The sequence below is a fragment of the Bradyrhizobium sp. 139 genome (genome assembly GCF_023074175.1).
Lineage (GTDB): Bacteria > Pseudomonadota > Alphaproteobacteria > Rhizobiales > Xanthobacteraceae > Bradyrhizobium.
Genome location: NZ_JADPKS010000023.1, coordinates 135,480 through 162,044, shown reverse-complemented (window position 1 = coordinate 162,044; position 26,565 = coordinate 135,480). Strand labels below are relative to the sequence as shown.

Annotated in this window: 26 protein-coding genes, 1 tRNA gene and 2 pseudogenes; 19 read left to right on the top strand and 10 right to left on the bottom strand. The window is 64.1% G+C overall.

Translation table 11 applies throughout. The annotated features are described in order from the left end of the window. Positions 1 to 80 precede the first annotated feature (80 nt). Positions 81 to 590, top strand: a complete 510-nt coding sequence (locus IVA80_RS06315; protein WP_247426754.1) for a hypothetical protein — start codon at positions 81 to 83, stop codon at positions 588 to 590. A gap of 53 nt (positions 591 to 643) precedes the next feature. Continuing rightward, complete coding sequence (locus IVA80_RS06310; protein WP_247426752.1) at positions 644 to 790, top strand: DUF3302 domain-containing protein; 147 nt, start codon at positions 644 to 646, stop codon at positions 788 to 790. Positions 791 to 800: 10 nt separating this feature from the next. Here the strand turns inward: IVA80_RS06310 and IVA80_RS06305 are convergent, their stop codons facing one another. Beyond that, positions 801 to 1,148, bottom strand: coding sequence for a hypothetical protein (locus IVA80_RS06305; protein ID WP_247426749.1), 348 nt, complete (start codon positions 1,146 to 1,148; stop codon positions 801 to 803). Between the two features lie 315 nt (positions 1,149 to 1,463). On the opposite strand from IVA80_RS06305, the pseudogene IVA80_RS06300 reads away from it, so the two are divergent. After that, positions 1,464 to 1,631, top strand: a pseudogene (locus tag IVA80_RS06300) (TetR family transcriptional regulator); the annotation flags it as partial. On the opposite strand, the gene IVA80_RS06295 reads toward IVA80_RS06300, so the two are convergent. From IVA80_RS06295 to IVA80_RS06280, 4 genes are all read right to left on the bottom strand, one after another. Beyond that, positions 1,558 to 1,965: a hypothetical protein gene (locus IVA80_RS06295; RefSeq protein WP_247426823.1), complete on the bottom strand. Its 408-nt coding sequence runs from the start codon at positions 1,963 to 1,965 to the stop codon at positions 1,558 to 1,560. The pseudogene IVA80_RS06300 and the gene IVA80_RS06295 overlap by 74 nt on opposite strands. A gap of 40 nt (positions 1,966 to 2,005) precedes the next feature. Continuing rightward, the gene (locus IVA80_RS06290; RefSeq protein ID WP_247426747.1) at positions 2,006 to 2,590 is read right to left on the bottom strand and encodes a hypothetical protein; all 585 of its coding nucleotides are present in this window, start codon (positions 2,588 to 2,590) and stop codon (positions 2,006 to 2,008) included. Positions 2,591 to 2,709: 119 nt separating this feature from the next. After that, positions 2,710 to 2,785: transfer RNA gene (locus tag IVA80_RS06285), tRNA-Ile, on the bottom strand. 346 nt (positions 2,786 to 3,131) lie between these two features. Beyond that, positions 3,132 to 4,109, bottom strand: a complete 978-nt coding sequence (locus IVA80_RS06280; RefSeq protein WP_247426744.1) for a tripartite tricarboxylate transporter substrate binding protein — start codon at positions 4,107 to 4,109, stop codon at positions 3,132 to 3,134. 107 nt (positions 4,110 to 4,216) lie between these two features. Between IVA80_RS06280 and IVA80_RS06275 the strand changes: the two genes are divergently transcribed. Further along, the gene (locus tag IVA80_RS06275) at positions 4,217 to 5,194 is read left to right on the top strand and encodes a TAXI family TRAP transporter solute-binding subunit (RefSeq protein ID WP_247426741.1); all 978 of its coding nucleotides are present in this window, start codon (positions 4,217 to 4,219) and stop codon (positions 5,192 to 5,194) included. Positions 5,195 to 5,324: 130 nt separating this feature from the next. Here IVA80_RS06275 and IVA80_RS06270 read toward each other — a convergent pair whose 3' ends face one another. Together IVA80_RS06270 and IVA80_RS06265 are read right to left on the bottom strand one after the other, a co-directional pair. Next, positions 5,325 to 6,539 carry an ABC transporter substrate-binding protein gene (locus IVA80_RS06270; RefSeq protein ID WP_247426737.1) on the bottom strand — a complete coding sequence of 405 codons (1,215 nt, stop codon included), beginning with the start codon at positions 6,537 to 6,539 and terminating at the stop codon, positions 5,325 to 5,327. 98 nt (positions 6,540 to 6,637) lie between these two features. Next, positions 6,638 to 6,833: pseudogene (locus tag IVA80_RS06265) on the bottom strand (substrate-binding domain-containing protein); the annotation flags it as partial. Positions 6,834 to 6,962: 129 nt separating this feature from the next. On the opposite strand from IVA80_RS06265, the gene IVA80_RS06260 reads away from it, so the two are divergent. From IVA80_RS06260 to IVA80_RS06250, 3 genes are read left to right on the top strand one after another with little or no spacing between them, the layout of a single operon-like run. Then, positions 6,963 to 7,796, top strand: a complete 834-nt coding sequence (locus IVA80_RS06260; RefSeq protein WP_247426734.1) for a substrate-binding domain-containing protein — start codon at positions 6,963 to 6,965, stop codon at positions 7,794 to 7,796. A gap of 54 nt (positions 7,797 to 7,850) precedes the next feature. After that, complete coding sequence (locus IVA80_RS06255) at positions 7,851 to 8,957, top strand: molybdopterin-binding protein (protein WP_247426731.1); 1,107 nt, start codon at positions 7,851 to 7,853, stop codon at positions 8,955 to 8,957. A 13-nt stretch (positions 8,958 to 8,970) separates the two neighbouring features. Continuing rightward, positions 8,971 to 10,920 (top strand): molybdopterin biosynthesis protein, encoded by a 1,950-nt coding sequence (locus IVA80_RS06250; RefSeq protein ID WP_247426728.1) that lies wholly within the window; start codon positions 8,971 to 8,973, stop codon positions 10,918 to 10,920. 16 nt (positions 10,921 to 10,936) lie between these two features. Here IVA80_RS06250 and mobA read toward each other — a convergent pair whose 3' ends face one another. Together mobA and fdhD are read right to left on the bottom strand one after the other, a co-directional pair. Beyond that, the gene (mobA, locus tag IVA80_RS06245) at positions 10,937 to 11,620 is read right to left on the bottom strand and encodes a molybdenum cofactor guanylyltransferase MobA (protein ID WP_247426725.1); all 684 of its coding nucleotides are present in this window, start codon (positions 11,618 to 11,620) and stop codon (positions 10,937 to 10,939) included. After that, on the bottom strand, positions 11,565 to 12,455 hold the full coding sequence (fdhD, locus tag IVA80_RS06240) for a formate dehydrogenase accessory sulfurtransferase FdhD (protein ID WP_247426721.1): 891 nt from the start codon (positions 12,453 to 12,455) through the stop codon (positions 11,565 to 11,567). Before fdhD ends, mobA begins: the two co-directional genes overlap by 56 nt. 203 nt (positions 12,456 to 12,658) lie before the next feature. Between fdhD and mobB the strand changes: the two genes are divergently transcribed. The 8 genes from mobB to ybaK all read left to right on the top strand — a co-directional run bounded on the left by mobB (position 12,659) and on the right by ybaK (position 22,330). Further along, complete coding sequence (mobB, locus tag IVA80_RS06235; RefSeq protein ID WP_247426719.1) at positions 12,659 to 13,186, top strand: molybdopterin-guanine dinucleotide biosynthesis protein B; 528 nt, start codon at positions 12,659 to 12,661, stop codon at positions 13,184 to 13,186. A gap of 9 nt (positions 13,187 to 13,195) precedes the next feature. Next, positions 13,196 to 14,452, top strand: coding sequence for a gephyrin-like molybdotransferase Glp (glp, locus tag IVA80_RS06230; RefSeq protein ID WP_247426714.1), 1,257 nt, complete (start codon positions 13,196 to 13,198; stop codon positions 14,450 to 14,452). 45 nt (positions 14,453 to 14,497) lie between these two features. Further along, positions 14,498 to 14,761, top strand: coding sequence for a sulfurtransferase TusA family protein (locus tag IVA80_RS06225; RefSeq protein WP_247426711.1), 264 nt, complete (start codon positions 14,498 to 14,500; stop codon positions 14,759 to 14,761). Positions 14,762 to 15,076: 315 nt separating this feature from the next. Next, positions 15,077 to 16,729: an OFA family MFS transporter gene (locus IVA80_RS06220; RefSeq protein WP_247426708.1), complete on the top strand. Its 1,653-nt coding sequence runs from the start codon at positions 15,077 to 15,079 to the stop codon at positions 16,727 to 16,729. A gap of 83 nt (positions 16,730 to 16,812) precedes the next feature. Beyond that, entirely contained in the window at positions 16,813 to 17,088 is a 276-nt protein-coding gene (locus tag IVA80_RS06215; RefSeq protein ID WP_247426705.1) for a hypothetical protein, read from the top strand. Between the two features lie 151 nt (positions 17,089 to 17,239). Continuing rightward, positions 17,240 to 18,943, top strand: coding sequence for an NADH-ubiquinone oxidoreductase-F iron-sulfur binding region domain-containing protein (locus tag IVA80_RS06210; protein WP_247426703.1), 1,704 nt, complete (start codon positions 17,240 to 17,242; stop codon positions 18,941 to 18,943). Then, the gene (gene fdhF, locus IVA80_RS06205) at positions 18,940 to 21,708 is read left to right on the top strand and encodes a formate dehydrogenase subunit alpha (protein ID WP_247426700.1); all 2,769 of its coding nucleotides are present in this window, start codon (positions 18,940 to 18,942) and stop codon (positions 21,706 to 21,708) included. The genes IVA80_RS06210 and fdhF overlap by 4 nt, the downstream gene beginning before the upstream one ends. Before the next feature lie 148 nt (positions 21,709 to 21,856). Then, entirely contained in the window at positions 21,857 to 22,330 is a 474-nt protein-coding gene (gene ybaK, locus IVA80_RS06200) for a Cys-tRNA(Pro) deacylase (protein WP_247426696.1), read from the top strand. 13 nt (positions 22,331 to 22,343) lie between these two features. Here the strand turns inward: ybaK and IVA80_RS06195 are convergent, their stop codons facing one another. After that, a complete protein-coding gene (locus IVA80_RS06195) occupies positions 22,344 to 23,027 on the bottom strand; it encodes a GntR family transcriptional regulator (protein ID WP_247426693.1) in 684 nt (227 codons plus the stop codon). A gap of 148 nt (positions 23,028 to 23,175) precedes the next feature. On the opposite strand from IVA80_RS06195, the gene tcuA reads away from it, so the two are divergent. The 4 genes from tcuA (at position 23,176) to IVA80_RS06175 (ending at position 26,475) form a co-directional block, all read left to right on the top strand. After that, a complete protein-coding gene (gene tcuA, locus IVA80_RS06190) occupies positions 23,176 to 24,567 on the top strand; it encodes an FAD-dependent tricarballylate dehydrogenase TcuA (RefSeq protein ID WP_247426690.1) in 1,392 nt (463 codons plus the stop codon). Then, entirely contained in the window at positions 24,554 to 25,660 is a 1,107-nt protein-coding gene (gene tcuB, locus IVA80_RS06185) for a tricarballylate utilization 4Fe-4S protein TcuB (protein WP_247426687.1), read from the top strand. The genes tcuA and tcuB overlap by 14 nt, the downstream gene beginning before the upstream one ends. 73 nt (positions 25,661 to 25,733) lie before the next feature. After that, positions 25,734 to 25,892, top strand: a complete 159-nt coding sequence (locus IVA80_RS06180) for a DUF5993 family protein (RefSeq protein WP_247426684.1) — start codon at positions 25,734 to 25,736, stop codon at positions 25,890 to 25,892. Between the two features lie 10 nt (positions 25,893 to 25,902). Further along, complete coding sequence (locus tag IVA80_RS06175) at positions 25,903 to 26,475, top strand: disulfide bond formation protein B (protein ID WP_247426681.1); 573 nt, start codon at positions 25,903 to 25,905, stop codon at positions 26,473 to 26,475. Positions 26,476 to 26,565 lie beyond the last annotated feature (90 nt).

Sequence of the window (26,565 nt, the reverse complement as noted above, 5' to 3'; positions counted from 1 at the left end):
GAAGGCATGCTCTGGTGTTGGCGCGTTTCGCCGACGGGGCGGCTACGATGGCAACCAGAACAACGAGAAGAGGTACTTTGATGTCCATTCACAGCTATACGATCTCGTTCGCAACCGTTGTCCTGATGGTCACATCCAACCTTGCCATGCCCGTCGGAAAGGCCGTGGCGGCGCCGCTGCAGCCGGCGGCAATCCGCCAGGACATGACGGCCTCGCCCGATCTCATCGAGGTTCGCGCGGCCGGCCGCCGCGGCGGGGCTGCGGTCGGCCCCCGCGGTGGCGCCGTGGTGCACCGCGGCGGCGCCGCGGTTGGACCTCGCGGCGGAGCCTATCACGGTCGAACCGCGGTCCGGGGACCGCGGGGTAATGTCGCCGTTCGCAGCACGACGGCCGTGCGAGGACGCGGCGGCTGGGCGCGCCCCGGCTACTACCACTGGCCAAGGGGCGGCGCGATCGCCGCCGGTGCGGCGATCGGATTCGTGAGCGCGGCGACCGCTGCGGCCTGGGCGGGCGCGGCGCCCGCGCCCGGGATGTGCTGGTACTACACCGACCCGTCCCGCACGCAGGGCTTCTGGGATTATTGCCGGTAGTGATCGGGAGGATCGTCGGCGCAGCGGCCGGCACCACCTAGCGAGCCACATCCATGACGCTGGACTACGTCGCACTTGCCATCCTCATCGCCGTGCTGCCGCGCGTCGTGTACGGCGTGGTCGCCGTCTGGGGGATTCCCTACGAGATCGCCAAGCGGCGCGATCACCCGCATCGGGACGCGATCGGCGCGGCGACATGAGTCAGCCTGTTCACGCGGCTGGGGTCTGTCCGGCCCCGGCCGCGGTACAACGCCAGCGGAGCTCGAGAAGCGCATTTCGGCGCTCGAACAGCAATTCCATTTCCTCAAACATTTTCCAAACGGCAATGGGCGTGTACTTTGGTGAAGTTTTCCGATTGGCGGTCGTCGCATTCCTCGTGGGATCGTCCGACTGCGCGATGGCCAAGCCTCGCACTTGTCGCCGACGCCAACGTAGCCAGTCGGGCAGGCTCCGGTGCGCTGGATGCGCTCCCGACCGTCGCGTGTCGGCGTCGGATAGGGTCTTCGCGAGAGCGGAAGTGGTCACAAGCGTTGCGATGACCGCGATGAACTTGGTCATGATCCTCTCCGTTTGACGCGGTACAGATGGCGCACAGACGTGGATGATCGGAAAACCAATCACTGCACCAATCGTTGCACGGGCGTTTTGGGTGTTTTCAGAAGTGCCTTGTGGGGACACTTTGAAAACGACTCGGCTAAGTGCTTGAGTTTGCTGATTCCTGCATTTTGAGAACGACTCGATCTTGACCTTAAGAACGACTCGATCAGCGGTGCTTTCGTTTTGAAAACGACTCGATCCTGTAAGTCGTTCGAGACGCTGCGGAATCGTTTTTTGTGTCGGCGGGCGCTCGGTCCGGCAGCTTCGGCTCAGTCGCTGATAGTCCTGGTTCAGGACGAACGCTTCGATGAGGCGAGAGCAGAGGACGACAACGAAATCGAATCCTATTGCCGGTCGGCCGTCGCCATGTTCATCGCCGCGCACGGTGGCAACGACCACGTGGGCGGATATTTGCCTGCCCCAAGGTCAAAAGACAAAATTTGAATCGTGCGTGACCGATGTTGTCAAAATAACCGAGACCGGTTTGAAAATCATGGAGGCTGAAGAGCTTTCGATTGGCGACAAGATCGCGGAAAAATACGCTTGTTGAACTATCGGTTGCGATACCAGTCCGCACAATGATTCCCGCGCGCCCACCCGCTGTTGTCAGTTGGGAAGAAAAGGGGCGTCCGGTCAATCGGCGGCACCCATCTTCTTTCTTGCGGCTATCCGTATTAATCCTGCGTAGCGGCTTAGAGACCGACAAGTGCTGCTGTGAGCCGGGCAATCCGGTGACACTTAGTTCATAAGGCTTGCGTGCTCGATAGCGGTCGATCATTGAGTGAATTGGCACCGTAACTTCGCCGATGCTCTCCGCTCTACACCTGCATGTTCCTTATCGCAGCGGACAATTGTACGTTGTGATGACATAGATTCCACGACGCATCCGTTTCGAAGCAACGATTTCGCAACTTGATCCGACGTGGCGGAGCCACTCCGAAGCTCCACCGTCCTCCGCCGTTATCGCTCGGGTTCGAGACGAGGTAAGCGTCATTTTCCATACCTGCCATTCCCCAGCTTTCCCAAGCCAGCATGACCGAGTCTTTGTCCGCGAACCCTCTTAGTGCGTCGTTGTGCGCGTAAGACCAAGCTAGAAACCGAAGTTCATCTTTGGCTCGCGGCAGTGCCCCGAAGGTCCCGCCGATCAGCGTGAGCATCACCACGAGCGAGACGACTATCGAACGAGCTCGGGAGGATTTCCTCTCGACTCCGGCCCAGATGCAGAGTCCGACGCAAACTAATGCCACCGCGGGCAAGTAGAGTGAGATGAGAAACAGAAACGTGCCAAGGCTCTTATCCCACGCAAAGGGCGTTGCAGTCGTGACCGCGGCAATTGCGGCAATGAAGGGCAGCCACCGTAGCGTCTGTGTCTCTTTCTCGGGGGCTTGAGCAAACGCGGTCATGGTTCTCAGATTTATCAAGAAGGTTCCGGCAGTTTACAAGCCCGAAGACACAAACGGCTATTCGACCGTCGCGACCATTTCCTCACAGGTAGGGCGAGCTGTAGAGTGCATTCCAGCGCTGGTGGGCCCGGCAGGACTCGAACCTGCAACCAGACCGTTATGAGCGGCCGGCTCTAACCATTGAGCTACAGGCCCCGCCGCGAGACGGCCGCAGGAATGCGCGGCCGGCAACGGTGCGCGGTTCGTTTACAGGGATGGAGGCGGGGGTGCAATGCTGGCTCTGGCGGAGGGGAACGCCGGCGCGGCAGCGCTAGAGATTTTCGAATACCCGAAACTGGCGATGATGCCCTTATGCTCCTGTTTTGCCCGACGAGTCAAATCGCTCCGGCGAAGGATCATTTTTGTGTTTCCGTAACCCTTTGTAATCGCTCGCCTCTTCTACTGTGCATGGGGTTGTTTTCGGCATTTTTGATTGGAGGGATGTCCCGATCCCCTCCAATGCCTTGCTGGCGAGCTGCAAGCTCGCGGGGGATCGCCGGCCCTAATCCACCGAAACCCCGGCGTACTCCACGACCTTCTTCCACTTCTCGGTCTCGTCGGCGACCAGCTTGCCGAACTCGGCCGGCGTCATCGGCTTGGGGATGCCGCCGGTCTCGGCGAGCCGTGCCACCAGCTTCGGGTCCTTCAGCGCTTCGCCGACGGCCTTGTTGAGGATCTCGACCACCTCGGGCGGCGTGCCCTTCGGCGCGGAGATGCCGTAGAAGCCGATCGATTCGAATCCCGGCACGGTCTCGGCGATCGCGGGCACGTCGGGGACGATCGGCCAGCGCTGCGGCGAGGTCACCCCGAGCGCGCGGACGTTGCCGCCTTTCGCCTGTTCCAGCGCGGAGGGAAGATTGTCGAAGATCAGCTGCACCTTGTTGGAGATGATGTCCGGGAAGGCGATCGCCGAGCCGCGATAGGGCACGTGCACCATGTCGCACTTGGTCATCACCTTGAACAACTCCGCCGACATGTGCACCGAGGTGCCGTTGCCGGACGAGGCAAACGAGATCTTGCCGGGATTGGCCTTGCAGTAGTCGATGAACTCCTGGACGGTCTTCGCGGGAAACGCGTTGGCGACGACCAGCATGTTGGTGAGCTGCATGATGCTCGCGACCGGCACGGTGTCGCGCAGGAAGTCGAACGGCAGCTTCTTGTAGAGTGAGGTCGAGATCGCGTTGTTGGGCGCGACGAACAGCAGCGTATAGCCGTCCGCCGGCGAGCTGATCGCGGCCGCGGCGGCGATGTTGCCGCCCGAGCCGGTGCGGTTCTCGACGATGAACTGCTGGCCGAGACGGTCCGACAGCCATTGCGCCATGATCCGCGCGACGATGTCGACCGGGCCGCCGGCGGAGAAGCCGATGATCCAGTGCACGGGACGGTCGGGATATCCGGCTGCGGAGGCGGGAGGTGCGGCGCTAAAAAGCGTTGAAATGAAAACCAGCCCGAAAATACTGTTACGCAAAATTCGCAACATGAAGCCTCCCATTGTTCTATTGTCGTTGGGCTGCATGCTTTCACAAAATCGGGGCGCTGCCTACATCGTCGCAAGTCGATGTTGACGCGGGCCCGCCGGGACCGACCATGAGATTCGCAATCACCATTGTTCTCGGCGCGGCGCTGCTTTCAAGCCTCGCCGCTGCTCAAACCGGAGGCAAGGCCATTTCGACCACGACAATCAGCTCTACGATTAGCCTGGGCACCGCGACGCCCGGCGGCGGCTTTCCCCTCTATGGCAACGCCTTCGCGCAAGCGATGAATGCGGCCGATCCGCAAGCCATTATCGTCCCGCGCAACACCAAGGGCAGCAACGAGAACATTCCGCTCTTGGAGAAAGGCGAGCTCGATCTCGCTTTGGTCGCGGGCGAGCCGGCCTATGAAGCCTTTGCCGGCATCGGCCGCGGGCCGGTGCGGCTGAAGATTCTCACGGCGATCTATTCCAACCCCGGCATGTTCGTGGTGCGCGCGGACAGTTCCTACAAGACGATTCGCGATCTCGTCGGTCAGCCCGTCGCGTTCGGCGCAAAAGGCTCGGGCCTGCCGATCCTGGCGCGCTACGTGCTGGATGGGCTCGGCCTGAAGCAGGACGAGGATTTCAAGGCTGTTTATCTCGACCGCGCCGGCGACGGTCCCGCGATGGTCGAGGATGGACGTGTCGCCGCACTCTGGGGCGCCGGCATCGGCTGGCCCGGCTTTGCGGCGGTGGCCTCGAGCGCGTCAGGCGCGCGCTTCATCGCGCCCAGTGCCGAAGAGATCGCGCGCATCCGCGCCAAACATGCGTTCCTGAAGCCGCTGACCGTGCCGGCGGGCAGCTATCCAAAACAATCCGAGCCGATCGCCTCGCTTGGCTCCTGGAGTTTTGTGCTGACGCGCGAGGATCTGCCGGACGATGTCGCCTATCGGCTGGCCAAGACGCTGCACGGCGTCGAGGTGACATTCTGCAGGACGCTGGCGCAGGCCTGCGAGACCACGGCGTCGAACACGGTGGCGGCAGCGCCGAAGCCGGAGCTGATTCATCCCGGCGTGATGAAGTACTTTCGCGAGATCGGCGTGGTGAAATAGAGCGCGGCCACACCCACAATCGTCATGCCCGGGCTTGTCCCGGGCATCCACGCGCTTCCACGCATGACGTAAGACGTGGATGCCCGGGACAAGCCCGGGCATGACGACCTTCTCCGTGGTTGCTACGCCGTCACTTCTTCACCATCGCACATGCCGGATCCGGCGGCCCAAAGGCCTTGTCGCCGGAAATGGTGGTGAGGATCTTGTAATAGTCCCAGGGATATTTGCTCTCCTCCGGCGTCTTCACCTGCACCAGCCAGAGATCGTGCACCATCAGATTGTCATCGCGTAAGCGGCCGTTGCGGGCGAAGAAATCCTCGATCGGCTTCTCGCGCATCTTGGCGGCGACCTTGAGCGGATCGTCGGTGCCGGTGTCCTTGATGGCGTTGAGATAGTGCATCACGCTCGAATAGACGCCGGCCTGCCACATCGATGGCATCTTGTTCATCTTGGCGAAGTAGCGCTTCGACCATTCGCGGGTCCTGTCGTCCATGTCCCAATAGAACGATGTCGTCAGCAGCAGCCCTTGCGCAGCCTGAAGGCCGAGGCCGTGGATGTCGGTGATCAGCGCCAGCAGCGCCGCCATCTGCTGGCCGCCCTTGAACACGCCGAACTCCGAGCCGGTCTTGATCTCGTTCATGTTGTTGGGCGGACCGGCGGCGATGCCGATGATCTTGGCCTTGGAGGCCTGCGCCTGGAGCACGAAGGAGGAGAGGTCGGGCGTTGCCAGTGGCGGCCGCACCGAGCCCAGCACCTTGCCGCCATTGGCGGTCACGACCGCTGAGGCGTCGCGCTCCAGCGAATGGCCGAAGGCATAGTCGTCGGTGATGAAGAACCAGCTGTCGCCGCCGCGCTTGACCACCGCGTCCGCGGTGCCGACCGCGAGCGCACGGGTGTCGAACACCCACTGGATCGCGTAGGGCGAGCAGAACTTGCCGTGGAAATCCGCCGTGCCGGTGGAGTGGGTGATGAACAGCCGCTTCTTCTCGTTGGCGATGTTCTGCACCGCAAGCCCGACCGCGGAGACCGGCACGTCGACGATCAGATCGACCTGGTCGACATCGTACCAGCGCCGGGCGATGGCGCCGCCGATGTCGGCCTTGAGCTGGTGGTCGCCGATCACGATGCTGATCGGCTTGCCAAGCACGGTGCCGCCGAAATCGTCGATCGCCATCTGCGCCGCCGTCACCGAACCCTGGCCGGTCGGCGCCGAGGCCGGACCGTTCATGTCGGTGAGCACGCCGATCTTGACGATGTCGTCGGAAACCTGCGCCGACGCCGCACCCGGCAGCAGCGTTGCCGCCAAGGCGGCGGCGACCGGCAGTCCAAATCTTGTTGGATTCACGCTTGTCCTCCCCTGATCCGGCTCGTTGGCCGGTGTTGCCCGGGTATGGCCCGGCTGAATTGGTTTCTTTTGCAACTATTCGGGGGCGGGCGTCAATGTCAGGCCGCGAAGCGGATCTGTCCTGCGGGGGAGGGGTCGTAGCCGGCCAGCACCTCGGCGCGCTGCGCAGCCGTCTTTCGCCGAGGAATCGGATCAGGGTCTGCATCGGCGGGCGGAAATAGCTGCGCTGCCGCATAGCGAGATCGACGTTTTCCCAGACCAGCGGCACGAAATCGAGGCGGCCGTGGCGCTCGCGATTGCAATCGGCATACCGCTCGGCGCATTGCCGAAAATGTCCCGGGTGGCGCGCGCAAGAGCAAACGCGTCACGAGTGCGGCGCAATCGATCATCATCATGATCGCGTCATCGCCAAGGAACCCGATCATGACCGTCCGCCGCCTGTCCGTCGCACTCGCGCTTCTTTGCGGCCTCGCCGCGGGCGTTGCGGCATCATCCGCGGAGGACCGCGCGATCGTCCTGGCTTCGACCACATCGACCCAGGAGTCCGGCCTGCTCGATTATCTGCTGCCGATCTTCCGCGACAAGACCGGCATCGACGTGACCGTGATCGCGCGGCGCGCCGATGAAGTGCTCGACGGGGCGCGCAGGGGCGAAGTCGATGTCGTGCTGATGCACGCACGGCCGCAGGAGGAGAAGTTCGTCGCCGACGGTTTTGCCGTGAAGCGTTTCGACGTGATGTACAACGATTATGTGCTGATCGGGCCGAAGAGCGATCCCGCCGGCGTGAAGGGCAAGGACATCGCGACCGCGCTGAAGGCGATCGAGGCCAAGGGCGCGCCGTTCGTGACGCGCGGCGATCGCTCGGGCACTCATGCCGCCGAGCTCGCGCTCTGGATCGTCGCCGGCATCGACATCGCTGCCGCCAAGGGCGCCTGGTATCGCGAGGCCGGGCGGGGCATGACCGCTGCCCTCGATGCCGCGCGCGCCGCGAATGCCTATGTGCTGTCCGACCGCGGCAGCTGGATCGCCTTCAAGGATCGCGGCGATCTCGACATCGTGGTCGAAGGCGACAAGCGGCTGCTCAATCAGTACGGCGCGATGTTGGTCAATCCCGAGAAGTTTCCGAATGTGAAGCAGGAACTGGGGCAGACCTTCATCGATTGGCTGATCTCGCCGGAGGGGCAAGCGGCGATCGCCGGCTACAAGGTCGACGGGCAGCAGCTGTTCTTCCCCAATGCGGACAAGTCGGGCGGCTGACGTCCGCATCGCCGGCGGTTGCCAAACCGGGCGATGCATGGTCCATCATGGCGCATGACCCAGCGCCTGCCGCCTTCGCTGACGCCACTCGACACCGCGCTCGCGGTGTTGCTGCGAGGCGTTGATCCGATAGCGACCATCGAGTTGCCCCTGTCCGAGGCAGCGGGCTGCATCGCGGCGGGGACGCCGCTGCTTGCGGCCTATCCGCCGCGCGACATTGCCGCTGCGGATGGCTGGGCGCTATGCGCCAACGATATTGCCGGTGCGTCCGCCTATTCGCCGCTGCCTCTGACAAAAGCACCTGTTTGGGTCGATGCCGGCGACGCGATGCCCGACGGATGTGATTGTGTGCTCGATGCCGACGCGGTCGAGGTGTCGGGTCCACTCGCCCAGGTACTGGCGGAGGGCGTGCCCGGACTGGGCGTCAGGCGCGCCGGAAGCGACATCGCCGGGCACACGCCTGCCGTGGCGGAAGGGCATTTGATCAATCCTGCCGCTCTGTTGCTCGCGCGTGCCGCCGGTGCTGAAAAGCTGAGCGTACGGCAGCCGCGGCTGTGCATCGTCAACGTGCCGGGTGCAGCCGTGACGACGCACATGATTGCGGAGATCGCGCGCGCAGCGGGACTGGGTGTGCAAACCCGCGAAGCTGTCGCGCGAGATGCGGCATCGATCGCGGAAGCGCTCGGCGATCTCACCTGCGATCTCGTCGCGACGATCGGCGGCAGCGGCGTCGGCCGCCGGGATGCCGCCGTTAGCGCGCTGGCTCAGCATGGTGACGTGCTCGCCCATGGCCTCGCGCTCCAGCCCGGACGCACCGCGGCGGTCGGGCGGCTCGGACAGGTTCCCGTCGTCGCCTTGCCCGACTCGCCCGATCATGCGCTCGCGGCCTGGCTCGCGCTCGTGCTTCCGATCGTCGATCGCCTGTCGGCGCGGCAGTTACGCCGACGCATGACCTTGCCGCTCGCGCGAAAAATCGCATCCAGCGTCGGCATCGCTGAAATCGTGCTGCTGGTTGAGGAACATCATGCGTGGCTCCCGCTTGCGGTAGGTGAATGGCCGCTTCAGGCAATTGCCCGAGCGGATGCATGGCTGATCGTTCCCGCCAGCCACGAGGGATTTGCGGCAGGGACGCTGGTCGATGCCTATCTGATGCGGGAATGATATGGGTTTTGGCATGACGATGATCCCGCAATCGCAAGACCGCAGCGCGTTCGAACAGGAGCAGTTCCTCAAGATTTTCTCGCGTGAGGAGGCCTTGGCGCGTTTCGAGGCGGCTTTGTTCCCGCGCGCCCTTGCGAGCGAAACGCGCAAGCTCGGTGCTGCGCTCGGTGCGGCCCTTGTTGAAGACATCACGGCGCCGATCGACGTTCCGCCGTTCGACCGCTCCAATGTCGACGGCTTTGCCGTGCGTTCGGCGGATCTTGCCGCGGCCGGCGAAAGCGCACCTGTTCGCCTTGCACTGAACGGCGAGACCATCCACTGCGGCACTGTGCCCAAGCTGCAAGTGAGGACTGGAACCGCAAGCCCGATTGCCACCGGCGGCCCGCTGCCGCGTGGCGCTGACGCCGCAATCATGGTCGAGCACACCCAGCTCGCCGGCTCCGATGCGATCGACGTGCGCCGCGCCGCGTCCCCCGGACAATTCATTTCCTATGCGGGATCTGACATCGCGCGTGGCGAAGCGCTGCTGCGCGCCGGCACGATCATCGGCTCGCGCGAGATCGGCATGCTGGCGGCCTGCGGCATCGCCGAGGTAACGGTCGCGCGCAAGCCGCGAGTTGCCGTGGTCTCGACCGGCGACGAACTGGTTCAGCCTGGCGAGGCGCTCGCGCCGGCTGCGATCTACGACACCAACGGCGCGATCGTCGCGGCCGCGATCGATGAGAACGGCGGCGAGGCGGTTTTCCTCGGCGCCATTCCGGACGATGAAGCAAAGCTCGAAGCTGCCATGCGCCGCGCGCTGGCGGACGCCGACATGTTGGTGCTCTCGGGCGGCACGTCGAAAGGCGCGGGTGACCTGTCCCATCGCATCATCGGCCGGCTCGGCAAGCCCGGCATCATCGCGCATGGCGTTGCGCTCAAACCCGGCAAGCCGCTGTGCCTTGCGGTGTGCGACGGCAAGCCGGTGGTGATCCTGCCGGGCTTTCCGACATCGGCGATGTTCACCTTCCACGACATGATCGTGCCGGTGCTGCGCAGGATGGCCGGGCTGCCGCCGCGCTCGGATGCCAAGGTGAACGCGACCGTGCCGGTGCGTATCGCCTCCGAGCTCGGCCGCACGGAATTCGTCATGGTCTCGCTGGTCACGGGCAAGGTCGGCCTGATCGCCTATCCATCCGGCAAGGGGTCCGGTGCGATCACGTCCTTTGCGCAGGCCGACGGTTTTCTGCGCATCGACGCGCTGGCCGACCAGATGCCCGCCGGGACCGGGGCCGAGGTGACGCTGTTCACGCCGCATGTGCGCGTGCCCGATCTCGTCATCGTCGGCAGTCATTGCACCGGCCTCGATCTCGTCACCGCGCAGCTCGCGCATGCCGGCCTCACCGTGCGCTCGATCGCCGTCGGCAGCCTTGGCGGGCTCGCGGCGGCGCGGCGCGGCGAATGCGATCTCGCGCCGATCCATCTGTTCGACGACAAGAGCGAGACTTACAACTCACCCTATCTCGTCGACGGTCTCGAGCTCCTGCCGGGCTGGCGGCGGATGCAGGGCATCGTGTTTCGCAAGGGCGACAAGCGCTTCGAGGGCCTCGGTGCGAAGGAGGCCGTCGCCGCCGCGCTCGCGGACCCCGCCTGCATCATGGTCAACCGCAATCAGGGCGCCGGCACGCGCATCCTGATCGACCGGCTGCTCGGCGGCGCGCGCCCGGAAGGCTATTGGAACCAGCCGCGCTCGCACAATGCGGGCGCCGCGGCCGTCGCACAACATCGTGCCGACTGGGGCATGACCATTGCGCCGGTCGCCGATGCGGTCGGGCTCGGATTCATTCCGCTGGCGGAAGAGCATTATGACTTCGCGCTGGTGACGGCGCGCAAGCAACGTCCGTCGGTCAAAGCCTTTCTCGACGCACTGGGCTCGGACGAGGCGCGTACCGCGCTGGAGCGGGCGGGCTTCCGGCCGGCGTAGACGTACGATGTGGCGTTCAAACCGGGCGCACCTCATCCAGCACCGCCAGCCGCTCGGCCTCCGCGATATCCTCGACCGTGTTCGCGTTGAAGAACGGATCGAGCGGCTCGGCCGGCCACGTCACCGTCGCGAGCGGATAGCGCGCGGTCCAGCGGTCGATCTTGCGGAGGTCCTCGACGACCAGAGCATGACGGAGCTTGTCGCGCAAGGCGACGCGCCACAGTCCGATCACCGGATGCGACTGGTCGCCTGATGCGGCGACTGCGAGCTCGGCGTTGTCCCGCTCTCGCGCTTGATGCAGGCGCGCGACCAGATCGCGGGGCAGGAACGGGCAGTCGCCGGCGGCGCTGAGCACCCACTCCAGCTCGGGCCGGTTCGCCGCGGTCCACTCGAGCGCGGCAAGGATGCCGGCGAGCGGGCCGGGAAAGCCGGGCACGTCGTCGGGCACAACCGTCAATCCGAACGCCGCAAAGCGTGCCGGATCGCCATTCGCATTGAGGATCAGTCCATCGCATTGCGGCTTCAGGCGTGCGATCACGCGCTCCAGGATGGTGCGGCCGCCGATGGTCCGCATCGGCTTGTCGCCGCCGCCCATGCGCCGTGCCAGGCCGCCAGCGAGCAGCACGCATTGCGTCGGCGGAATTTTAGTCGTCACCACCTTCACCCTTGCGCTTGTGCTTCGCCGATTCGTCCTCGACATAGGCGAGGTTCTGGTCGTAGACGATCCGCTCCTCGCCCGCGAGCACAATGAAGCGCTTTCCGCGCGTGCGGCCAACCAGCGTCAGCCCGACCTGGCGTGCGAGATCGACGCCCCAGGCGGTGAAGCCGGAGCGCGACACCAGGATCGGAATGCCCATGCGCACGGTCTTGATCACCATTTCCGAGGTGAGCCGTCCCGTGGTGTAGAGGATCTTGTCGGAGGCATCGACGCCGTGGCGGTACATCCAGCCCGCGATCTTGTCGACGGCATTGTGGCGGCCGACGTCCTCGGTGTAGCAGAGCGGCTCGCCTTCCTTGCACAGCACGCAGCCGTGGATCGCGCCGGCCTCCAGATAGAGCGAGGGCATGGTATTGATGGTCTGCGTCATCTGGTAGAGCCAAGAGGTGCGCAGCTCCGCCTTCGGCAGCGCCACGCTCTCGACCGCTTCGAGCAGGTCGCCGAAGGCGGTGCCCTGTGCGCAGCCCGAGGTTTGCGTGCGCTTCTTCAGTTTGGCTTCGAAATTGGTGTGATGCTCGGTACGCACCACGACCACCTGGAGGTCGTCGTCGTATTCGACCTCGGTGACCTCGTCGTTATATTTGAGCATATTCTGGTTGAGCAGGTAGCCCAGCGCCAGATATTCTGGATAGTCGCCGATCGTCATCATGGTGACGATCTCCTGGGAGTTCAGGTAGAGCGTCAGCGGCCGCTCCATCGGCACCTTGATCTCGACCTTGGCGCCGGTCTGGTCGGTGCCGGTCACGCTCTGGGTCAGGCGCGGGTCGTCCGTATCAGGGACAATCAGGGGCACCGGGATTTTGTCGATCTTCATCATGGCCGCGAGGTTAGCATGACATTCGGGTCAAGCCGATATAAGCATGGCGGGAAGGGAACGAAATGTCGCCTCATCGTCATTGCGAGCGCAGCGAAGCAATCCAGAAATGCGCCCGCAGAGACACTCTGGCTTGGCTGCGCTCGCAATGACGATGAGGCAGCGGTTCCATCAACGATGAAGGCGCTCGCGGAGACGGAGCTGGAATGAAAGTCATCGGCCTTGCAGGCTGGAGCGGTGCGGGCAAGACCACGTTGTTGACGCGGCTGATCCCGCATTTCAACGCGCAAGGGCTGCGCGTTTCCGTGATCAAGCATGCGCATCACCAGTTCGATGTCGATGTGCCGGGTAAGGATTCCTGGCGGCATCGCGAGGCCGGCGCGGCCGAGGTGCTGGTTGCTTCGTCGAACCGCTGGGCCCTGATACATGAATTGCGCGGCGCGGCTGAGCCTCGGCTGCCGGAGCTCTTGAGCAAGCTGTCTGCCGTCGACCTCGTCGTGGTCGAAGGCTTCAAGCGCGAGCCGCATCGCAAGATCGAGGTGCATCGCGGCGGAAACGGCAAGCCGTTGCTGTTTCCTGATGATCCCGGAATTTTCGGGATCGCGACCGACATCGCCATTGAAACCCGGCTGCCGACCGTCCATCTCGACAATATCCCGGCTGTCGCGGCATTGCTGCTGCGTGCGGCGATGCCGGTCGAGGAAGCGGTGGCGAAAAGCGCTGCGATGCGCTGACGAGGCACCATGGCGCAACTGTCGGACGATTGTTTTGCCTTCGGTGGACCGATGATGTCGGTCGACGAGGCCGTTGGTCTCATCACGACGCGCGTCAACGCGATTGTCGATCTCGAGACAGTGGCGCTCGTCGATGCCGATGGGCGCGTGCTGGCGCGCGATATCGCGGCGCCGCTGCCGCTGCCGCCCTTCACCAATTCCGCCGTCGACGGCTACGCCGTGCGCAACGTCGACCTTCCGGAAAGCGCGGAACGGGCATTCCCGCTCGACGGCCGCATCCAGGCCGGCGGACTTGCGCAAGCGCCGATCAAGCCCGGCCACACCGCGCGCATCTTCACGGGCGCGCCGATGCCGCCGGGTGCCGAGGCCGTCTTCATGCAGGAAGATGTTCGCCTCGATGAGGCCGGCAAGATCGTGCTGCCGCCGGGATTGAAGCCAGGCGCGAATGTCCGTCCGGCGGGCGAGGACATTCCCGAGGGGCATATCGCGCTGCGTGCCGGCCAGCGGCTGCGGCCGCAGCATGTCGCGCTTGCTGCAGCATTCGGCCTTGTCAGGCTCGACGTCGTCAGGCGCATCCGCGTCGCCGTGTTCTCGACCGGTGACGAGCTGGCTTCGCCGGGCGAGCCGCGCGCGGCGTCACAGCTGTTCGATTCCAACCGCTTCATGCTGATGGCGATGCTGCGCCGGCTCGGCTGCGAGGTCTCTGATCTCGGCATCTTGCGCGACGAGCGGACGTCGCTCGCGAATGGCTTGAAGCAGGTGGCAGGCAGCCACGATCTGATCCTCACCACCGGCGGCGTCTCGACCGGCGAAGAGGACCACGTCAAGGCAGCGGTCGAGAGCATTGGCTCGCTGGTGCTGTGGCGGATGGCGATCAAACCCGGACGTCCCGTGGCGATGGGCATCATCGGGGGCACCCCGCTGATCGGCTTGCCCGGCAATCCCGTCGCAAGCTTCGTCACCTTCGTGCATGTTGTGCGGCCGACCGTGCTTGCGCTCGCCGGTAGCTTGCCGGAGCCGTTGACGCCGATCCCGCTGCGTGCCGCTTTCACCTACAAGAAGAAGGAGGGCCGCCGCGAATATGTGCGTACCTCGTTGCGGCGTGCGGAGGACGGCACGCTGGAGGCGGTCAAGTTCCCGCGCGAAGGCGCCGGGCTGTTATCGTCGCTGGTGGAGACCGACGGCCTCGTTGAACTCGGCGAAGACATGACGCAGGTCGACCCGGGGCAGAGCGTAGGTTTCTTGTCCTATGCCGATCTGCTCTAGAGGCTTTGCGTTGACGTCATCGAGTGGCCTCGCCATGTTGCGCCCATGACCAGAACGATGCTCGATCTCACGGGGTTGAAATGCCCGCTGCCGGCCTTGAAGACGCGCAAGGCGCTAAAACCATTACAGCCGGGCGATCAGCTTGAAGTGCACTGTACCGACCCCTTGTCGGTAATTGACATTCCGAACCTGATCCGCGAGACGGGGGACACGGTGGCGATCACCGAGCGCAACGACGCGCGCATCGTGTTCCTGATAGAAAAAGCAAATGGTTCGATAGAAGGCGTCAATGCTGCGCTGCGTTCTTGAGAACGTTACCGCGCTGATTCCGACCTTTTGTCTATCGACATCGATCACGGCTTCTGCCCAAATTGACTTTCTCCGTGCAGGCGCGGAGGTTGAGTCTTGTCTGCGATACGCAGATCAACGGGCCACGCACGAAGCCTGCACGTCGTATCGGGCATAGAGCCCCGCTCGAGGGGTTAATTCTTCGGACACGCGTGACGATCCTGCGCGCGTCGGATGATTGTGGGGAGCAGCAGGGACAGTGGCTGCACCGCAGCTGGCTGAGAAACAGGATCATAGTGGCAGGCTGCTCAGAAGGGCGGCTTAGGGGAGGAATGTATGGCTACTATCGAAAGCGCTGGAACAATTTCGGGCGCTGGCGCGGGAATTCTCGATCGCGACCATACGGTCGCAAAGGCCGGCTTCAATCGCTGGCTGGTGCCGCCGGCTGCACTGTGCATCCATCTCTGCATCGGCATGGCCTACGGCTTCTCGGTGTTCTGGCTGCCGCTGTCGCGCGCGATCGGAGTGACCGCGCCGAAGGCGTGCCCGGATATGTCGCTGTGGCAGGAGCTCTTCACCACTAGCTGCGATTGGAAGGTCGCAAGCCTCGGCTGGATGTTCACCTTGTTCTTCGTCGTGCTCGGCGTTGCCGCTGCAGTTTGGGGCGGCTGGCTCGAACGGGCTGGTCCGCGCAAGGCCGGTTTCGTCGCGGCGATCTGCTGGTGCGGCGGCCTGTTCCTCGGTGCGATCGGAATCTACACCCACCAGCTCTGGCTGATGTGGCTGGGGTCCGGCGTGATCGGCGGCATCGGCCTTGGCCTCGGCTACATCTCGCCTGTGTCCACGCTGATCAAATGGTTTCCCGATCGCCGCGGCATGGCGACCGGTATGGCGATCATGGGTTTCGGCGGCGGCGCCATGATCGGTGCACCGTTTGCCAACATCCTGATCAACTACTTCAAGACACCGACCGATGTCGGCGTGTGGAAGTCCTTCCTCGTGATGGGCATCGTCTATTTCGTCTTCATGACAATCGGCGCTTTCGCCTACCGCGTGACGCCGGCCGGCTGGAAGCCTGACGGCTGGACGCCGCCGAGCGAGAAGAAGACAATGATCTCCGAGCATCACGTCCATCTCGACAACGCGCACAAGACGCCGCAGTTCTGGCTGATCTGGTGGGTGCTGTGCCTGAACGTGTCGGCCGGCATCGGCGTGATCGGCATGGCCTCTCCGATGCTGCAGGAGATCTTCGCCGGCAAGCTGATCGGCCATCCGGAGCTCGCCTTTGGTCAGCTCTCGGTCGAGCAGAAGACTGTCATCGCCGGAATCGCGGCGGGCTTCGCGGGCCTGCTGTCACTGTTCAACATCGGCGGCCGCTTCGTCTGGGCGTCGTTGTCTGACTATATCGGCCGCAAGAATACGTATTACACGTTCTTTATCCTCGGCATCGTGCTCTACGCACTGGCGCCGACGTTTGCGGCGATGGGCTCGAAGATGCTCTTCGTGCTCGGCTTCGGCATCATCCTGTCGATGTATGGCGGCGGCTTCTCCACGGTGCCGGCTTATCTGGCCGATATGTTCGGCACCCAGTTCGTCGGCGCGATCCACGGCCGGCTGCTGACGGCGTGGTCCACCGCGGGCATCATCGGCCCCGTTGTCGTGAACTACATCCGCGAGTTCCAGCTCGCAGCGGGCGTGCCGCGTGACCAGCTCTACAACACGACCATGTACATTCTCTGTGCGATGCTGATCGCCGGCATCATCTGCAACTACCTGATCAAGCCGGTCGACTCGAAATGGTACATGAACGAAGCCGAAGTCGCGAAGCTGCAGGCGGCAGGCGCCGGCGCCAATACGGTTCAGACGGGCTCGTTCGGAATCGGCACCGGCGGCCTCGATACGAAAGCGGCGCTGTTCTGGCTCTTCGTCGGCGTCCCGCTGGCGTGGGGTGTGTACAAGACGCTCGAGAGCGCGGTTAAGATCCTCTGATCGCAAACCCAACGTCGCGGGATGCTCATCCCGCGGCGTTCGCCTTTTAGACATCATCAAGAAATGGGACTTGGGGGATTTAAATGCTTCGCACCCGAATTTGCCTTGCGGCCGTGTTGCTCGTCGCTGGTCTTCATACCGCATCCGCGCAGACGACAACGACACCGGCGGCGCCTGCTGCAACGACCGAAGCCAAGCCTGGCAAGATCAAGCTCACCATGCAGAAGCTGAAGGACATGAAGGCGAAGTGGGCGGCCAACAAGCCAAAGCTCAAGGCCTGTCGCGCCGATGTGAAATCCAAGGGTCTCGCCGGCGACGACCGCTGGTTCTACATCGAAGAGTGCATGAGCAAGACGTGAGACAACGCCGGATCGAGTGTCGATGAGGGGCATGGAGCCTGGCGGCTGCATGCCCCTTAAATGCTTATCGGAACGCATGAATTCTCTTGGCATCTGGTATGCCAGGAGCTAGACTTGGGTTTGTTCTAAGGAAGAGTGACGAGACGCATTGATGAGCCACGACGTGCAACAAATCCGCTCGTTCGAACATCCGGGCGAGGGACGGAAGCGAGCCAAGGCCACGCCCAAGGGCCGGCAGGTTGACCCCACGGCCGCGCACGAGATCGAGACCCTGCTTGGCGACCGCCCGCGGCGGCGCGACCTGCTGATCGAATATATGCACCTGATCCAGGATAGATATCACCAGATCTCGGCCGCGCATCTCGCGGCGCTCGCCGACGAGATGAAGCTCGCCTTCGCCGAAGTGTTCGAGACCGCGACGTTCTATGCGCATTTCGACGTGGTGAAGGAGGGCGAGCCCGAAATCGCACTGCTGACGATCCGCGTCTGCGATTCACTCACCTGCGCGATGCTCGGGGCTGAGAAGCTGCTCGAGGATCTTCAGAGTTCGGCGGGCCCCGGCATCCGCGTGGTGCGCGCGCCCTGCGTCGGCCGCTGCGATACGGCGCCTGCGGCAGAAGTGGGTCACAACTTCGTCGACCGCGCCACGGTCGATAGCGTGTTGGCGGCGGCGAAGGCCGGCGACACCCACGCGCATCTGCCGAAATATGTCGATTACGACGCCTATGTCGCTGGCGGCGGCTACAAGCTGCTCAATCGACTGCGTTCCGGTGAACTGTCGACCGACGATCTCCTGAAGGCGCTCGACGATGCTTCGCTGCGCGGTCTTGGCGGTGCCGGCTTTCCGACCGGGCGCAAATGGCGCGCGGTGCTGGGGGAGCCCGGCCCGCGGCTGATGGCGATCAACGGCGACGAGGGCGAGCCCGGCACGTTCAAGGACCGCGTCTATCTCGAAAGCGATCCGCACCGCTTCATCGAGGGCATGCTGATCGGCGCGCATGTGGTGCAGGCCTCCGACATCTATATCTACATCCGCGACGAATATCCGGCGGCGCGCGCGATCCTCGATCGTGAAATCGCCAAACTGCCGGCGGGCGGCCCGACGCTGCATATGCGGCGCGGTGCCGGCGCCTACATCTGCGGCGAGGAATCCTCGCTGCTCGAAAGCATCGAGGGCAAGCGCGGCCTGCCCAGGCACAAGCCGCCTTATCCGTTCCAGGTCGGGCTGTTCGGCCTGCCGACGCTGATCAACAACATCGAAACACTGTGGTGGGTGCGCGACATCGTCGAGAAGGGCGCCGACTGGTGGAAGGGTCACGGCCGCCACGAGCGTCATGGCCTGCGCAGCTTCTCGGTCTCGGGTCGCGTCAAGACTCCAGGCATGAAGCTCGCGCCCGCCGGGATCACCGTGCGCGAACTGATCGACGAATATTGCGGCGGCATGGCCGATGGCCATCAGTTCTACGCGTACCTGCCGGGAGGCGCGTCGGGCGGCATTTTGCCGGCCGCGATGGACGACATCCCGCTCGATTTCGGCACGTTGGAGAAATACGGCTGCTTCATCGGTTCGGCCGCGATCGTGATCCTGTCGCAGCAGGACAGCGTGAAAGCCGCAGCGCTGAACCTGATGAAATTTTTCGAGGACGAGAGCTGCGGCCAGTGCACGCCGTGTCGCGTCGGCACCCAGAAGGCGGCGCTTCTGATGCAGAAGCCGGTCTGGAACCGCGCACTTCTGGACGAATTGAGTCAGGCGATGCGCGATGCCTCGATCTGCGGGCTCGGACAGGCGGCGTCGAACCCGCTTTCAACCGTGATCAAATATTTCCCTGACGAGTTCAAGGAAGCGGCCGAATGACCAAAATTACGTTCGAGCTCGACGGCAAGCAGGTCGAGGCCACCGCTGGCGAGACCATCTGGCAGGTGGCCAAGCGCCAGGGCCGCGAGATCCCGCATCTCTGTTATTCGCCCGCACCGGACTATCGCCCCGACGGCAATTGCCGCGCCTGCATGGTCGAGATCGAGGGCGAGCGCGTGCTCGCCGCGTCCTGCAAGCGCACCCCGTCGGTCGGCATGAAAGTGAAGACCGAGTCCGCACGTGCGGTTTCCGCGCAAAAAATGGTGATGGAGCTGCTCGTCGCCGACCAGCCGGCGCGCGAGACCTCGCACGATCCGGAGTCGAAATTCTGGCACTGGGCCGAGACGACAGGCGTCACCGAGAGCCGCTTTCCCGCGGCGGAGCGCTGGGCAACCGACGCCAGCCATCCGGCGATGCGCGTCAATCTCGATGCCTGCATCCAGTGCGGCCTGTGCGTGCGCGCCTGCCGCGAGGTCCAGGTCAACGATGTCATCGGCATGGCCTACCGCAACCATGGCTCGAAGATCGTGTTCGATTTCGACGACCCCATGGGCGAGTCCACCTGCGTGGCTTGCGGCGAATGCGTGCAAGCCTGTCCGACCGGCGCGCTGATGCCGGCCGTGATGCTGGATGAGAAGCAGACCCGTGTGACCTACGCGGACAAGAAGGTGGATTCGCTCTGCCCGTTCTGCGGCGTCGGCTGCCAGGTGACCTATGAGGTCAAGGACGAGAAGGTGATCTATGCCGAGGGCCGCGATGGCCCCGCCAACCACAATCGTCTTTGTGTCAAGGGCCGCTTCGGCTTCGACTACATCCACCATCCGCATCGTCTGACCAAGCCCCTGGTGCGGCTGCCCAATGCGAAGAAGGATGCCAACGACCAGGTCGATCCCGCCAATCCCTTTACCCATTTCCGTGAAGCCAGCTGGGAGGAAGCGCTCGACATCGCCGCCAAGGGCCTGGTCAAGATCCGCGACACCAACGGTGTGAAGGCGCTGGCCGGCTTCGGCTCGGCCAAGGGCTCGAACGAAGAGGCCTATCTGTTCCAGAAGCTGGTACGCACCGGCTTCGGTTCGAACAATGTCGACCACTGCACCCGTCTGTGCCACGCCTCGTCGGTGGCAGCGCTGTTCGAGGGTCTGAGCTCCGGCGCGGTGTCGGCGCCGTTCTCGGCTGCGATGGATGCCGAGGTCATCATCGTGATCGGCGCCAATCCGACCGTGAACCATCCGGTCGCCGCGACCTTCATCAAGAACGCGGTCAAGCAGAATGGCGCAAAGCTGTTCGTGATGGATCCGCGGCGGCAGACGCTGTCGCGCCATGCGACCAGGCATCTGCAATTCAAGCCCGGCTCCGACGTCGCCATGCTGAACGCGATGATCAACACGATCATCACCGAAGGCCTGACTGACGATCAGTACATCGCCGGTTACACCGAGGGTTTCGAGGATCTCAAGGAGAAGATCAAGGAATTCACGCCGGAGAAGATGGAGCCGATCTGCGGCGTCCCGGCGCAAACGCTGCGCGAGGTGGCGCGGACCTATGCTCGCGCGAAATCCTCGATCATCTTCTGGGGTATGGGCATCAGCCAGCACGTTCACGGCACCGATAATGCGCGCTGCCTGATCGCGCTGGCGCTGATCACCGGCCAGGTCGGCCGCCCCGGCACCGGTCTGCATCCGCTGCGCGGCCAGAACAACGTGCAGGGCGCCTCGGACGCCGGCCTGATTCCGATGTTCCTGCCGGACTATCAACCGGTCGGCCGCGACGACCTGCGCGGTGCCTTCGAAAAGCTCTGGCAGCAGGATCTCGATCCCGTCCGCGGCCTGACCGTGGTCGAGATCATGAACGCGATCCATGCGGGCGAGATCAAGGGCATGTATATCGAGGGCGAGAACCCCGCGATGTCCGATCCCGATCTCCAGCATGCACGGCACGCGCTTGCCATGCTCGATCATCTCGTGGTGCAGGATCTGTTCGTCACCGAGACTGCGTTCCACGCCGACGTGATCCTGCCGGCCTCGGCCTTTGCGGAGAAGGACGGTTCCTTCACCAACACCGATCGCCGCGTGCAGCTCGCACGCCAGGTGATCAAGCCGCCCGGCGATGCGCGGCAGGATCTCTGGATCATCCAGGAGGTCGGCAAGCGCATGGGCCTGCCCTGGAATTACTCCGGCCCCGGCGAGGTCTTTACCGAGATGGCGGAATTGATGCCATCGCTGAAGAACATCACCTGGGAGCGGCTGGTCCGCGAAGGCGCGGTCACCTATCCGGTCGACGATCCCGACAAGCCGGGCAACGAGATCATCTTCACCACGGGCTTCCCGACCGCGAGCGGCCGCGGCAAGATCGTGCCGGCCAAGGTGATCCCACCGGACGAGATCCCCGATGCGGAATATCCGATGGTGCTGTCGACCGGCCGCGTGCTGGAGCATTGGCACACCGGCTCGATGACGCGCCGCGCCCAGGTGCTCGACCAGATCGAGCCGGAGGCGGTCGCGTTCATGTCGCCGAAGGACATGCGCAAGAAGAAGCTCGCGCCCGGCGATTTCATCCGGCTGGAGACCCGCCGCGGTGCGGTCGAGGTCAAGGTCCGCTCGGATCGCGACGTGCCGGAGAACATGGTGTTCATGCCGTTCTGCTACGCGGAAGCGGCGGCCAATCTCCTCACCAATCCGGCGCTCGATCCGTTCGGCAAGATACCGGAGTTCAAGTTCTGCGCGGCCAGGGCCGAGCGCGCGGAGATGCGGGACGCGGCGGAGTAGGGCCCTGTCGTCGTTTGGCGGCACGGCTTCGCCAAGCCACCGCTGTCGTCCCGGCGGTTCGCCGGGACGACGGCTGAGTATGTGGCGCATACATGTCTCTGCCTCGCCGTCGCTTCGCTCCTTGCAATGACGGTGGTAGACGTGGCGCATGTCCAAAGCCACCCCAGCCACGCGCGCGCTCACGGCCGCCGGCGTCGCCTTCACCGTCCACACCTATGATTACGATCCCGACGCCGAAAGCATCGGCCTTCAGGCGGCCGCTGCGCTCGGCGAGGATCCGGCGCGCGTCTTGAAGACGCTGATGGCGCTGGTCGACGGCAAGCCGGTCTGCGTGATCGTTCCGTCCGACCAGGAAATCTCGATGAAGAAGCTCGCCGCCGCGACGAACGGCAAGTCGGCGCAGATGATGAAGCCGCCTGAGGCCGAGCGCGTCACCGGATTCAAGGTCGGCGGCATCAGCCCGTTCGGGCAGCGGAAACCGGTACGCACCGTGATCGAGCAGAGCGCGCTCGCGCATGACCATGTGTACGTCAATGGCGGTCAGCGCGGACTGCAGGTGCGGCTCAGTCCACGCGACGTGCGGGACGTGTTGAAGGCGATTGCCGCAGAACTGGTCGCCTGAGTGCCGCGCTCTGCTACTGCTTCTGCAGCAGCTTCAGCCGACAGCGTAGCGCTTCGCGAATGTGGGCACGGGCGAGTTGTTCCGATTTGTCGCCGTCGCGCGCGGCGATCGCCTCAACGATGGCCTGATGTTCCCCGTGGCTGGTCGCGGGACGGCCTGACACCGTGAAGGTGGTGGGACCGAGCAGCGCGATCCAGTCCTGTAATTCGCGCGAGGCATTGTCGAGATAGCGGTTGCGTGCGGCGCGGCAGATGGCTTCGTGAAAGGCGCGGTTGAGCCTCGCCATCTCGGCCGCGTCGGTCGCGGACGCCTCGACAAAGGCCTGCTCGATATCCCTGAGCGCGTCGATCTCCGGCATCGATGCATGCTCGGCGGCAAGCCGGGCGGAGGCGCCTTCCATGATCTCGCGCATGGCGTAGAGCTCGAGCACCTCGGAAATATCGAGATTGCGCACGATCAGCCCACGGCCACCGGCGGGCTCGACGAAGCCCCGCGCGGCGAGCCGTCCCAGAGCTTCCCGCACCGGCGTGCGGCTGACCTTCAGCCGTTGCGCGACCTCTTCCTCGCGCAGGCGGTCACCGGCGCGATAGCTGCCAGCCTGAAGGGCCTCGCACAGCGACCGGAATACGGCCTCGCCCAACGCTACGCCGCCGCCGCGCGCGATTGATCCGCCTGCCTTTGCCGGGCCTCTGGCCATGTTCCCCCGATGCGCATCCAATGCATGCAGAGATGCCGCTTGCACCGCCGATGTATATCTTTGTATACAAAAGTACGCAATGGCGGCTTGGCTTGATCGGGCTGCCGGCGAGCAGAATGTCTTTAACTTCGTCGCATCGGGCAGATGGATGAGCAGCAAATACGACGTGCTGGTGATCGGCGGCGGCAACGCGGCGCTGTGCGCGGCGATCTCGGCGCGCCACGGCGGTGCCTCGGTGCTCGTGCTGGAGGGCGCGCCGAAATTCTATCGCGGCGGCAACACCCGCCACACCCGCAACATGCGCTGCGCCCATGACGCGGCAACGGAAATCCTGACCGGTCCCTACACTGAGGACGAGTTCTGGGAGGATCTGCTGCGCGTCACCGGCGGGCAGACCGACGAGGTGCTCGCGCGCCACATGATTCGGGAATCCAAGGACATCCTGAACTGGATCGTGGAGCAGGGCGTGCGTTGGCAGCCCTCGCTCGGCGGCACGCTGAGCCTTGGCCGCACCAACTCCTTCTTTCTCGGCGGCGGCCGCGCGATGCTGAACGCGCTCTATCTCACCGCCGAGCGACTCGGCGTCGACGTCGAATACGACGCCGAAGTCACCGACCTCGTGATCGAGGACGGCATGTTTCTCGCCGCGCGCCTGAAACGGCCGATCAAGGGCAAGACCGAGATCCGCGCGACGTCGCTGGTCGCCGCGGCCGGCGGGTTCGAAGCCAACATCGAATGGCTGAAGCAATATTGGGGCGAGGCCGCCGACAATTTCCTGATCCGCGGCACGCCCTATAATCGCGGCTCGATCCTGAAGATGCTGCTGGACCAGGGCGTGCAGGAGGTCGGCGATCCCACCCAGTGTCATGCGGTCGCGATCGATGCTCGCGCGCCGAAATTCGACGGCGGCATCATCACCCGCCACGATTCCGTCGTGTTCGGCATCGTCGTCAACAAGCACGCGCAGCGCTTCTACGACGAGGGCGAGGACATCTGGCCGAAGCGCTATGCGATCTGGGGCCGGTTGGTCGCAGCGCAGCCCGACCAGATCGCCTACATCATCTTCGATTCCACTGTCGTTACCAGCTTTATGCCGACGCTGTTCCCGCCGATCGGGGGGCAGACGGTCGCCGAGCTCGCCGGCAAGCTAGAGCTCGATCCCGCCGCGCTGGAGAATACGATCACCGAGTTCAACGCGGCAGTGCGGCCCGGCACCTTCGACCATACTATCCTGGACGACTGTGTGACTGAAGGCATCACGCCGCCCAAGACGCACTGGGCAAGGCGGATCGAGACGCCGCCTTATCTCGCCTACCCGGTGCGGCCCGGCATCACCTTCACCTATCTCGGCACGCGCGTGAACAAGGAGGCGCGCATGCTGATGGCTGACGGCAAGCCGTCGGCCAACATGTTCGCGGCGGGCGAGATCATGGCCGGCAACGTGCTCGGCAAGGGTTATGCCGCCGGTATGGGCATGACCATCGGCAGCGTGTTCGGGCGGATCGCAGGACGGGAAGCGGCGAAACATGCACGGAACTAGGATTTTGGACGAAGCCGACCGTCTGATGACGGTCTGCAATTCCTGCCGCTACTGCGAAGGGCTGTGCGCGGTCTTTCCGGCCATGGAGATGCGCCGCGCCTTCTCCGACGGCGACCTCAATTATCTCGCCAATCTCTGCCATTCCTGCGGCGCCTGTTATGTCGATTGCCAGTTCTCGCCGCCGCACGAGTTCAACGTCAATGTCCCCAAGACGCTCGCGGTTGCGCGTGCCGAATCCTATGCGGCCTATGCCTGGCCGCAGGCGCTGTCCGGCGCCTTCGCGCGCAACGGCCTCGTCATCAGCATCGTCGCCGCGCTCAGCATGGCCGCCTTCATCCTCGGCTTCGCGGCCTTGAATGACCGCAGCGTGCTGTTCGGTGTCCATACCGGGCCGGGCGCGTTCTACAAGCTGATGCCGCACAATGCGATGGCTGCGCTGTTCAGCGCCGCTTTTCTCTATGCTATCCTGGCGCTGGTCATGAGCGTGCGCGCGTTCTGGCGCGATATCGGCACGCCGATCGGCGGCCGGGCCGATGGCGGCTCGATCTTCCAGGCGATCCGCGATGCCGGCGAACTGCGCTATCTCCACGGCGGCGGCGTCGGCTGCTACAACGTGGACGACAAGCCGACCGACCGGCGCAAGTTTTTTCATCACCTGACCTTTTATGGCTTCCTGCTGTGCTTTGCCGCAACCTCGGTCGCCACGCTGTATCATTATCTGCTGTCCCGCGAGGCGCCGTATCCCTGGTGGGACCTTCCTGTCGTGCTCGGCACGTTCGGCGGCATCGGCCTCATCGTCGGTCCGATCGGGCTCTTCGTCGCGAAGATGCGCCGTGATCCGGCGCTGCTCGACGAGAACCGCTACGGCATGGACGTCGGCTTCATCGCCATGCTGTTTCTGACCGGCTTAACCGGCATAGCGCTGCTTGTCCTGCGCGAGACCGCGGCCATGGGGCCGCTGCTGGCACTGCATCTGGGGGCAGTGTTCGCGCTGTTCATCACCATGCCCTATGGCAAGTTCGTGCACGGCATCTATCGCTTCGCGGCGCTGGTGCGCTATGCGCAGGAGCGGCGCAGCGGGGCCGGCTCTTGAGGGGCGTGCAGGGCTGACGTATGTCTTGCGCCTGCTCGCGCAGAGCGCGAATCGCTCGAGGAGTCCCGTCCCGATGTACATGTTTCTGCCCTTTTTGCTGGCGCTCGCAGGCTGCGCCTGCGTCGGGCGTTCGTATGCGGGATTGGGCTATGTGCTCTGGAGCGCAACAATCGTCATCACCGTCGCATGGTTCTTTCACCACGCGACCGATCCGCTGAACTTCTCTTTCTGACGGCGCCGGGATGAGCATTACGGAGATGAGCAGACAACGATCGGCCGGCGCGATCCTGAACATGCTTGGGTTGCTCGGGATCTCGTTGGTTCTGGCTGTCGCATTCTATTATCAGCTTGCGCTCGGCGAGTTGCCTTGCCCGCTTTGCCTGCTGCAAAGGGCCGGGTTCATTGCAATCGGTATGGGGTTCCTGTTCAACCTGCGCATCGGTGAGCGGGCGTCGCACTACGCGATGATCCTCGTGGCCAGCCTTGTCACCGGCTTCATCTCGATCCGGCAGGTATCGCTGCATCTCACGCCTGGTGATCCCGGATACGGGTCGACGCTGTTCGGCCTGCATTTCTACACCTGGGCACTCATCGCGGCGGTCGGCGTCATATGCTATGTCGCTGTTGTCTTTGTCCTGAAGGATCTGGCGGGCGAGCGCAACGGCGCCGGGCACGTCCCCACGAACGGGCTTGCCTCGAACGCGGCCTTCACGATCTTCGCGTTGCTGGTTGCCGCGAATCTGCTGTCCACCGTGCTGGAATGTGGCGCGGGTCAGTGCGACGACAACCCAGTCCGCTATCTCCTGCTCAAGTGACCAGGGCAGGTGCGGAAGCGGCCGTCGTGCAGGAACGCGATCGTCTGTTCGATCGCGACAGCGTGCGCGGAAGTCCGGTATGGGACGTCT

Excerpts from the sequence above, each read along its gene's own strand:
- IVA80_RS06315 (WP_247426754.1), top strand. The coding sequence starts at position 81 with ATGTCCATTCACAGCTATACGATCTCGTTCGCAACCGTTGTCCTGATG.
- IVA80_RS06310 (WP_247426752.1), top strand. The coding sequence starts at position 644 with ATGACGCTGGACTACGTCGCACTTGCCATCCTCATCGCCGTGCTGCCG.
- IVA80_RS06305 (WP_247426749.1), bottom strand. The coding sequence starts at position 1,148 with ATGACCAAGTTCATCGCGGTCATCGCAACGCTTGTGACCACTTCCGCT.
- IVA80_RS06295 (WP_247426823.1), bottom strand. The coding sequence starts at position 1,965 with ATGATCGACCGCTATCGAGCACGCAAGCCTTATGAACTAAGTGTCACC.
- IVA80_RS06290 (WP_247426747.1), bottom strand. The coding sequence starts at position 2,590 with ATGACCGCGTTTGCTCAAGCCCCCGAGAAAGAGACACAGACGCTACGG.
- IVA80_RS06280 (WP_247426744.1), bottom strand. The coding sequence starts at position 4,109 with ATGTTGCGAATTTTGCGTAACAGTATTTTCGGGCTGGTTTTCATTTCA.
- IVA80_RS06275 (WP_247426741.1), top strand. The coding sequence starts at position 4,217 with ATGAGATTCGCAATCACCATTGTTCTCGGCGCGGCGCTGCTTTCAAGC.
- IVA80_RS06260 (WP_247426734.1), top strand. The coding sequence starts at position 6,963 with ATGACCGTCCGCCGCCTGTCCGTCGCACTCGCGCTTCTTTGCGGCCTC.
- IVA80_RS06255 (WP_247426731.1), top strand. The coding sequence starts at position 7,851 with ATGACCCAGCGCCTGCCGCCTTCGCTGACGCCACTCGACACCGCGCTC.
- IVA80_RS06250 (WP_247426728.1), top strand. The coding sequence starts at position 8,971 with ATGACGATGATCCCGCAATCGCAAGACCGCAGCGCGTTCGAACAGGAG.
- mobA (WP_247426725.1), bottom strand. The coding sequence starts at position 11,620 with ATGTCGAGGACGAATCGGCGAAGCACAAGCGCAAGGGTGAAGGTGGTG.
- fdhD (WP_247426721.1), bottom strand. The coding sequence starts at position 12,455 with ATGATGAAGATCGACAAAATCCCGGTGCCCCTGATTGTCCCTGATACG.
- mobB (WP_247426719.1), top strand. The coding sequence starts at position 12,659 with ATGAAAGTCATCGGCCTTGCAGGCTGGAGCGGTGCGGGCAAGACCACG.
- glp (WP_247426714.1), top strand. The coding sequence starts at position 13,196 with ATGGCGCAACTGTCGGACGATTGTTTTGCCTTCGGTGGACCGATGATG.
- IVA80_RS06225 (WP_247426711.1), top strand. The coding sequence starts at position 14,498 with ATGACCAGAACGATGCTCGATCTCACGGGGTTGAAATGCCCGCTGCCG.
- IVA80_RS06220 (WP_247426708.1), top strand. The coding sequence starts at position 15,077 with ATGGCTACTATCGAAAGCGCTGGAACAATTTCGGGCGCTGGCGCGGGA.
- IVA80_RS06215 (WP_247426705.1), top strand. The coding sequence starts at position 16,813 with ATGCTTCGCACCCGAATTTGCCTTGCGGCCGTGTTGCTCGTCGCTGGT.
- IVA80_RS06210 (WP_247426703.1), top strand. The coding sequence starts at position 17,240 with ATGAGCCACGACGTGCAACAAATCCGCTCGTTCGAACATCCGGGCGAG.
- fdhF (WP_247426700.1), top strand. The coding sequence starts at position 18,940 with ATGACCAAAATTACGTTCGAGCTCGACGGCAAGCAGGTCGAGGCCACC.
- ybaK (WP_247426696.1), top strand. The coding sequence starts at position 21,857 with ATGTCCAAAGCCACCCCAGCCACGCGCGCGCTCACGGCCGCCGGCGTC.
- IVA80_RS06195 (WP_247426693.1), bottom strand. The coding sequence starts at position 23,027 with ATGGCCAGAGGCCCGGCAAAGGCAGGCGGATCAATCGCGCGCGGCGGC.
- tcuA (WP_247426690.1), top strand. The coding sequence starts at position 23,176 with ATGAGCAGCAAATACGACGTGCTGGTGATCGGCGGCGGCAACGCGGCG.
- tcuB (WP_247426687.1), top strand. The coding sequence starts at position 24,554 with ATGCACGGAACTAGGATTTTGGACGAAGCCGACCGTCTGATGACGGTC.
- IVA80_RS06180 (WP_247426684.1), top strand. The coding sequence starts at position 25,734 with ATGTACATGTTTCTGCCCTTTTTGCTGGCGCTCGCAGGCTGCGCCTGC.
- IVA80_RS06175 (WP_247426681.1), top strand. The coding sequence starts at position 25,903 with ATGAGCATTACGGAGATGAGCAGACAACGATCGGCCGGCGCGATCCTG.